The sequence below is a fragment of the Brotaphodocola sp. genome (genome assembly GCF_050873065.1).
Lineage (GTDB): Bacteria > Bacillota > Clostridia > Lachnospirales > Lachnospiraceae > Brotaphodocola.
Genome location: NZ_JBNMIC010000074.1, coordinates 1 through 8,540, shown reverse-complemented (window position 1 = coordinate 8,540; position 8,540 = coordinate 1). Strand labels below are relative to the sequence as shown.

Sequence of the window (8,540 nt, the reverse complement as noted above, 5' to 3'; positions counted from 1 at the left end):
GCACATCATGGGAGTTACCCAGGCGGCGGGACTTTCCCTCAAGTGGTTCAAGGACAATTTCTGTCAGGACTATGTGGAGCAGGCAGAGAGAGCGGGACGGGACGTCTATGATCTGGTCAACCGCGATGTCGCCCAGATCGCACCGGGAAGCGACCACCTGATCTATCTGCCGTATCTGATGGGAGAGCGGACTCCCCATCTCGACCCGGATTGCAGAGGTGTTTTCTTTGGACTCTCTGCAATCCACACAAAGCGTCACCTGCTTCGCGCCGTGATGGAGGGTGTGGCATATTCCCTCTGTGACTGCAAGGAGATTCTCGGGGAGATGGGCGTGGAAGTCCACCAGATGATGGCGTGCGGAGGAGGCGGAAAGAGCCCGGTCTGGTGTCAGATGCTTGCAGATCTGTATGATTGTCCGGTAAAGACCGTCGAGCAGTCGGAGGGACCGGCTCTCGGGGTTGCGATTCTCGCTGGGGTGAGCTGCGGCGTGTATTCGGATGTCGAGTCGGCGTGTGAGAAGCTTCTGAGCGTGAAGCAGAGCACAGAGCCGAATCCGGCGCAGAGAGAGGTCTATGCGCGCTATCACAGACTTTACCAGAAACTGTATGCAAGTCTCAAGGACGATTACAAAGAGCTTGCACAACTGTAAGATGGCAACTGTGCGAAGATAGTCAGAAAAGATCAAAAGATCAGATAAAAAAATCAGACCAAAAGATCAGGGCAAAAGAGATTAGATCAAGAAAAAAGATAAAGAAGAAAAGAGGATGGAACTGTGAAGATTTATCAGGTGACGGATCCGGAATTTCGGGCATACGGAAGTGTGATTGGCGGTTATGACGTGGCAGAGATCATGGATGTCATGAAAGAGAAGACGCCGTGTCCGATGGATGTGGTGTATGAGGCATCGGTGGAGGTGCTGGAAGAGACGGAGCTCGCATCTGAGCTGGAAAATGGAGTCTATGGTCAGATGCCGGTTCAGCTCGGATACTGCAACGGGCACAACCGATCCTTAAGTGCGCTCGAGTATCACCGGGATTCGGAGATCAACCTTGCTGTGACGGATATGATTCTTCTCCTTGCGCGCAGGGAGGAGATGGAGAGTGATTACACACTCGATGTCGCAAACGTGAAAGCCTTTCTGGTTCCGGCGGGAACGATGGTGGAGATCTTTGCGACGACGCTTCACTATGCGCCCTGCCAGACGACAGACGATGGCTTCCGCTGTGTTGTCGTGCTTCCGCGGGGAACCAATGCTCCGCTCGGGGGAAGACCCGAGGTGCGATCCGGTGAGGAGCGCCTGCTTGCGGCGAAGAACAAGTGGCTGATCGGCCACCCGGAAGGCGGACTTCCCGAGGGAACCTTTCTTGGTCTGCGCGGGGAGTGCAGGCTGTAAAGCCGATTATTTTTTGAAAGAAAAAAATGATCGAACAGACAGGAAAAGAAATATAAAAAATTGAAATAGAAATGCAGGAGGAAGATTCACATGAACAATATTCCAAAAGTAAAGGCAGGCATTGTTGCAGTCAGCAGAGATTGTTTCCCGGAGAGCCTTTCCGTGAACAGAAGAAAAGCGCTGGTCGAGGCGTATGAGAAAGCATACGGAAAGGACGATATCTACGAGTGTCCGGTCTGCATCGTCGAGAGCGAGATCCATATGGTGCAGGCGCTTGAGGATCTGAAAAAGGCAGGCTGCAATGCACTTGTTGTGTATCTTGGCAACTTTGGACCGGAGATTTCCGAGACTCTGCTTGCAAAGCATTTTGACGGTCCTGTGATGTTTGTCGCAGCGGCAGAGGAGAGCGGAGACAACCTTGTTCAGGGAAGAGGAGATGCCTACTGCGGAATGCTCAATGCGAGCTACAACCTGAACCTGCGAAATGTGCGCGCCTACATTCCGGAGTATCCGGTCGGAACCGCAAAGGAGTGTGCACAGATGATTCACGAGTTCCTTCCGATCGCCCGTGCAGTGATCGGTCTTTCCAAACTCAAGATCATCAGCTTTGGCCCGCGCCCGCTGAACTTCCTTGCGTGCAACGCACCGATCAAGCAGCTTTACAACCTTGGAGTGGAGATCGAGGAGAACTCCGAGCTTGATCTGTTTGAGGCGTACAACAAGCACGCCGGAGATCCGCGTATCCCGGATGTCGTGAAAGATATGGAGGAGGAACTCGGAAAGGGCAACAAGAAGCCGGAGATCCTTGCAAAGCTGGCACAGTATGAGCTGACGCTGCTCGACTGGGTGGAGGCTCACAAGGGCTACCGCGAGTATGTGGCAATCGCCGGAAAATGCTGGCCGGCATTCCAGACCCAGTTCGGTTTCGTTCCGTGCTATGTGAACAGCCGTCTGACCGAGCGCGGAATTCCGGTTTCCTGCGAGGTTGACATCTACGGAGCACTCAGCGAGTTCATCGGAACCTGCGTGAGCGAGGATGTCGTGACCCTGCTTGACATCAACAATTCCGTTCCGGAGGATCTCTACGAGGAGGAGATCAAGGGCAAGTTCCCGTATGATTTAAAGGAGACGTTCATGGGATTCCACTGTGGAAATACGAGTGCAAAGAAGCTGGCATTCTGCGAGATGAAGTACCAGTTCATCATGGCGCGCTCTCTTCCGGAAGAGGTGACGCAGGGAACGCTTGAGGGAGACATTGTTCCGGGAGACATCACGTTTTACCGTCTCCAGAGCACCGCAGACAGCAAGCTGCGCGCTTACGTGGCACAGGGAGAGGTGCTTCCGGCAGCTACCCGCTCATTTGGTGCGATCGGCATTTTCGCGATCCCGGAGATGGGACGTTTTTACCGCCATGTGCTGATTGAGAAGAATTTCCCGCATCACGGAGCCGTTGCATTCGGACACTTCGGAAAGGCAATCTACGAGGTCTTCAAGTATCTCGGCGTCGATGTGGAGGAGATCGGCTTTAACCAGCCGAAGGGCATGCGCTATAAGACGGAAAATCCGTTTGCATAAAACAAAATAAAAAATAGCTAAAAAGTAGGGCATTTTTCCGCCGATTCTTATGGTTTTGACGGAAAAGTGCCTTCGTTATAATAATGGTATCAGAATTAAGTATCAAGATTAAATATCAGGATTAAATATCAGGATCAAGAAAGAAATCAGGAGGAGAACATCATGCAGTTTGGAAATGGTTGCTGGCTTCAAAAAGAGGGTTGCGAGTGCTTTTCCCCGCAGCAGGCGTATTTTGTAAAGACGGGGGAGGAGAGAGTGACGATCTGTGCGCCGACCGGACGGATCAATCACCGCGGAGATACCCTTGGGGGAATCAATCTGACGATTGAGATCACGGCACCGGCGCCGGAGGTTCTGCGGGTGCGCGTGAGCCATCACCGCGGAATTGTCGATCACGGACCGAAATTTGATCTGACGTACACTCCGTGCCGTCTTGAGACGGAGGAGACCGAGGAGAAGCTGATCGTGAAAAACGGAAGCCTCTCTCTTGTCATCGATAAGGACCATTTCTCAATGGAATATCTGCGTGACGGAAAACCGTTGACTTCCTCAAAGGGACGCGATCTCGCGTATATGAAAACGGACTGGAAGGGTTATGCCTACGACAAGGGACCGCAGGACGCGTACATGCGCCAGATGCTTCTGCTTCACGTCGGAGAACTCGTCTACGGACTTGGAGAGCGTTTCACTTCTTTCACGAAGAATGGTCAGTCTGTGGACATCTGGAATGAGGACGGAGGAACAAACACCTACCAGTCTTACAAGAATATCCCGTTCTATGTGACAAACCGCGGCTATGGCGTTTTCGTCAACCATCCGGAGCGCGTCTCTTTTGAGGTTGCGACTGAGCAGGTCAACAAGGTGCAGTTTTCCGTGCCGGGTGAGACACTCGACTATTTCCTGATCAACGGACCGACGATCAAGGAAGTGATTGAGCGCTACACCGATCTGACCGGAAAACCGTCTCTTCCGGCACCGTGGACATTTGGACTGTGGCTTTCCACCTCCTTCACGACAAACTATGATGAGAAGACGGTGATGAGCTTTATCGATGGAATGAGAGAGCGTGAGATTCCGCTTCGCGTCTTCCATTTTGACTGCTTCTGGATGAAAGAATTCCACTGGTGTGATTTCCTCTGGGACAGCCGTGTGTTCCCGGATCCGGAGGGAATGCTCAAGCGGATCAAGGAGAAGGATTTAAAGATCTGTGTGTGGATCAACCCGTATATCGGTCAGGAGTCTTACCTGTTTGACGAGGGCATGGAGAACGGATATTTTGTCAAGCGCGCAAATGGAGATGTATGGCAGTGGGATATGTGGCAGCCGGGAATGGCGCTTGTGGATTTCACGAATCCGGAGGCGTGCAAGTGGTTTGCCGGAAAGCTCGAAGTCCTGCTCGACATGGGAGTTGACTGCTTCAAGACGGACTTCGGCGAGAGAATCCCGACGGAGGATGTCTGCTATGCGGATGGCTCGGATCCGGTGAAGATGCACAACTACTACACCTATCTCTACAACAAAGTGGTATTTGAACTTCTTGAGAGAAAGAGAGGAAAGGGCGAGGCAGTTCTCTTTGCCCGTTCTGCGACTGTCGGCGGACAGAAATTCCCGGTTCACTGGGGCGGAGACTGCTGGTCCGACTACGAGTCGATGGAGGAGAGCCTCAGAGGCGGTCTCCCCCTGATGATGTCCGGATTTGGCTTCTGGAGCCATGATATCGGCGGATTTGAGAATACCTCGACAGAGGATGTGTATATGCGCTGGGCGGCATTCGGACTGCTCTCAAGCCACAGCCGTCTGCACGGAAGTACTTCCTACCGCGTGCCGTGGGCATATGGAGATCAGGCAGTTGAGGTTGTCCGCCGCTTCGCAAACTTGAAGGCAAAGCTGATGCCGTATCTCTACACCCAGGCGGTTCATACTTCCGAGACGGGAATCTCAATGATGCGCAGCATGGTGATGGAATTTGAGGAGGACCGCACCTGCCACTATTTAGACCGCCAGTATATGCTCGGAGATCAGCTCCTCGTCGCACCGGTCTTTTCCGAGGATCACACGGCAGAGCTCTATCTCCCGCAGGGCAGATGGACAAACTTCTTTACGGGGGATGTAATCAATGGCCAGATGTGGATCAAGGATAAGTGGGATTATCTCTCGATTCCGCTGTTTGTCCGGGAAAATGCGATTCTTGTTCTCGGAAGTCAGGAAGACCGTCCGGACTATGACTATGCAGATGGAATGCAGATCCAGATTTATGAGCCGGGTCAAAGTGCGGATGCCGAAGTACGCGGTCTGAATGCCGAGGTGGAAGCACGGATTCACACGGAGGAGAAGGATGGAAAACTCACAATCGAGGTTGAGAGCGACAAGCCGTACACGATTGTTCTGGTAAACCGCAAGGCAGAGGTTCTTGAGGGTGGAGCCCGCGCAGAGTATCAGAGCGAGAATGGAAAGACGAAGACGGTGATCGTACCGGAGGCGGGAACAAAGAAGATCGTTTGCAGTCTTTGATTTTGAGAAAGAGAAGAAAAAAGGATGAGGGAGGGGTTCTTGTGGGTGAAAAAGAAAGAGAACGAGTGAAAGGAAACGGATGTACGAAAACATGGAAGCGGATGCTGAGTCAGTTTCTGGCATTTCTTCTGGCGTTTCTCACCTGTGTTCCGGCAGGCAGGATCACGGCAAAGGCGGAGACGTACGGAAAGAATGGCGTTGTCCGGGAAATGTCTTCTCAGGATCTCGTCTATGATATGGGGCTTGGTTACAACATTGGAAATACGTTTGACAGCATCGGCTCGTGGATCACGGAGACAACGGCCTGGGATCACCAGAGGGGATGGGGAAATGAACCGGTGAATCAGACGTATATCCGAAAAATTCGGGAGGGCGGATTCAAGACGGTCCGCCTCCCGGTCAGCTGGGCAAACTGGCTTGACGGAGATCAGATCAATCCGGAGTACATGGCAGCGGTTCAGACCGTAGTCGACTGGATTCTTGAGGAGGATATGTATGTGATCCTCAACATTCATCACGACAGCGGAGCAGCTGATATTTCCTGGGTGAGAAATATCACGAAGGACCATGACGGAACGCTGAACAGATACAAGAGCGTCTGGAATCAGATCGCAGAGAACTTTAAGGATTACGGAGATCACCTGATCTTTGAATCGATGAATGAGGTCGAGTTCCCGGGTGTGACGATGTCGAAGCAGTATGAACTTTTAAATGAAGTCAACCAGACGTTTGTCGACACGGTCCGTGCAACCGGCGGAAACAATGCAAAGCGTCATCTCTTAATTGCAGGCTACAATACGGATATCCGCAACACGAGTGACAGCCGTTTCCATATGCCGGAGGACCCGGTGGGCAGATGTATTCTCTCGATTCACTATTACAGCCCGTCCCCGTTCTGCGTGGCAGAGCACAATGTGGACTGGTGTACCCCGGCGACAACCTGGGGAAGCGAGGAGGAGATCGCTCAGGTCTATTCCGATCTTGATATTCTTGCAGAGAATTTCCTGAGCAAGGGAGTTCCGGTTATCATCGGAGAGTATGGAGTCCTGACAGAGGATAATAAGGAAAAAGACAGCATTCACAAATATCTGCGTCAGGTGCCGGAGATTATCCTTCAGTATGGAATGTGCCCGGTTCTCTGGGACACGAGTGAAGCTGGTGATATGAGAACGATTGCGCGTGTCAGCGGAGAATTCTTTGATCCGGTTGTGAAGGCAGGATACCGGGAGCTGGCAGACAAGATTGCAGCGGGACAGATTCAGAGAAAGACTTTTGAGAGAAAGAATTACAAAGAAGTTCAGGTCCCGATCAGCTCGGACGGCTGGGTATCTCTGGAGTCTTTCCAGCCTTCCAAGATCGTTGGAATCAAGTTTACGCTTGAGAGCAGCGATGACTGGGACAGCTACGGCGGCGGTGGAATCCTGCTTGACAGCTGGGACAATACAATCGAGTATCAGTTTAACAGCCCGGGAGCAGAAGTGGTTCACATGTTTACCGCGGAGGAACGCGCGAGAATCAAGGACCAGATCGGCGTGCTGATCTGGTGGACGGATGAGTCGAAGGGTGGAAACCATGCGAGCGCACTGTCTTTCAAGAATCATTCTGTAACGCTTCTGTATGATGAGCAGACTTCGGTCGGAGTTGTCGGAACGGGAGTGAGCACAGCAAGTGCAGGAAAAGGCGGATCCGGCGGAAGCGGCGGAGGCGGTGGAAGTGCAAGCCACCCGAACAATTCCACGACTCCGGGCGGAACGAGCACAAACAATGGAACAAAACATTATGATTACAGCCTGAGAGTGGCACGCTCTTCCCTGAGCGAGGCACAGGTGGAGACTGATTTCAAGACGGGAATCTATTATCTGGATCTTGAAAAACTCTGCCCGGGATATGAGGAGGGCGATGAGGTAACGATTCAGGTTTCCCCGTATTCAGACGGTGGATACAGTTATGCGCTTGTGGATACATCTTCCGGTTACGGAGATGCGTCGGAGTCGTTTGGAACAGAGGGAAGCTGGAGCGTGACGCCGGGGGCACTCAGCGACGCGCGCCGTGCGGAGGGATATGGTCAGGTTGGATTGTATCTCTGGTACATGGGCGGAAGCTATTTCCTGTTCAATCTCGATGTGAAGGTGACAAAGAAGGCGCCGAAATTTGAGGCATTGACGGTAAAGCGGGGCGAGACTTCCACCCTCTCTTTGAAAGAGGTGCTCGAGCAGGCAGAAGTTGATCTCAAAAAGCCGGTAAAACTGACGGTTGCAGTCAAGGGCGAGAGCGGATTTGCAGGAGATGCGGCACTCAAGCTCGCAGACGGAACAACGGTCCGCGGAATCTATGAGACGAATGCAGAGAATCAGGATACGGACGCTTCGGTTGTCCTTATCGGAAGCATGGCAGCGGATGCAAGATTGAGTTTTGAGGTCGCTGAGAATTCAAATGCGGATTCCTATCAGGTGGTGAGAGTCACGGCAGAACAGGCAGATCTTGGAGATGAAAATACTGCTCTGGCATCATTCCCGAGCGGACAGCAGATGAAAGTTCTGATGCCGAAGCGTGTAATCCAGGCACAGCTTAAAAAGGATGGCGGAAGTATTCTCGGGGAGAAGACAGGACTGAAACTGTATTACACCGGAAATCCGGACAACACCTGGAGCGATGGTATGTTCAGCATCAATGGAGACAGCAGATGGACAAAAGAGGAAGATGAAAACGGAACTTATCTGTGGATCACAGGTCTTTCTGAGGATCCGGAGGATCTTGAGTCTCTGGAGTTTTACAGCAATCACTGGGATGGGGAGATGATCTGTGTCACCGGACTTGTCGCAGTGGAGAGGGATCCGTCCCTTCCGGATCAGCCGGATATCCCGGATGTGCCGGGCGAAGATGAGAATGCATTCCCGGTAACGATGCCGAAGTATGCGGAGACAACAGTGGAACTCACAGAGGATGAACTTCAGGCAGAGTTTGAGAGAGACGGCGGAGTCGAGTACGGCGAGAAGGCAGGACTCAAGCTCTACTACACCGGAAATCCGGATAACACCTGGAGCACAGGCTTCTTCTCGAT

Annotated in this window: 5 protein-coding genes; all 5 read left to right on the top strand. The window is 52.3% G+C overall.

What is annotated here, in order from left to right:
- Positions 1-649, top strand: a 649-nt coding sequence (locus ACR0QE_RS12335; RefSeq protein WP_432628642.1) for an FGGY-family carbohydrate kinase, incomplete at its 5' end; no start/stop codon positions are given.
- Between the two features lie 123 nt (positions 650-772).
- Positions 773-1,393 (top strand): DUF4867 family protein, encoded by a 621-nt coding sequence (locus ACR0QE_RS12330; RefSeq protein ID WP_432628641.1) that lies wholly within the window; start codon positions 773-775, stop codon positions 1,391-1,393.
- Between the two features lie 90 nt (positions 1,394-1,483).
- Complete coding sequence (locus tag ACR0QE_RS12325) at positions 1,484-2,968, top strand: L-fucose/L-arabinose isomerase family protein (protein ID WP_432628640.1); 1,485 nt, start codon at positions 1,484-1,486, stop codon at positions 2,966-2,968.
- Positions 2,969-3,130: 162 nt separating this feature from the next.
- Positions 3,131-5,479, top strand: a complete 2,349-nt coding sequence (gene yicI, locus ACR0QE_RS12320) for an alpha-xylosidase (protein ID WP_432628639.1) — start codon at positions 3,131-3,133, stop codon at positions 5,477-5,479.
- A 41-nt stretch (positions 5,480-5,520) separates the two neighbouring features.
- Positions 5,521-8,540, top strand: a 3,020-nt coding sequence (locus ACR0QE_RS12315; RefSeq protein WP_432628638.1) for a glycoside hydrolase family 5 protein, incomplete at its 3' end; no start/stop codon positions are given.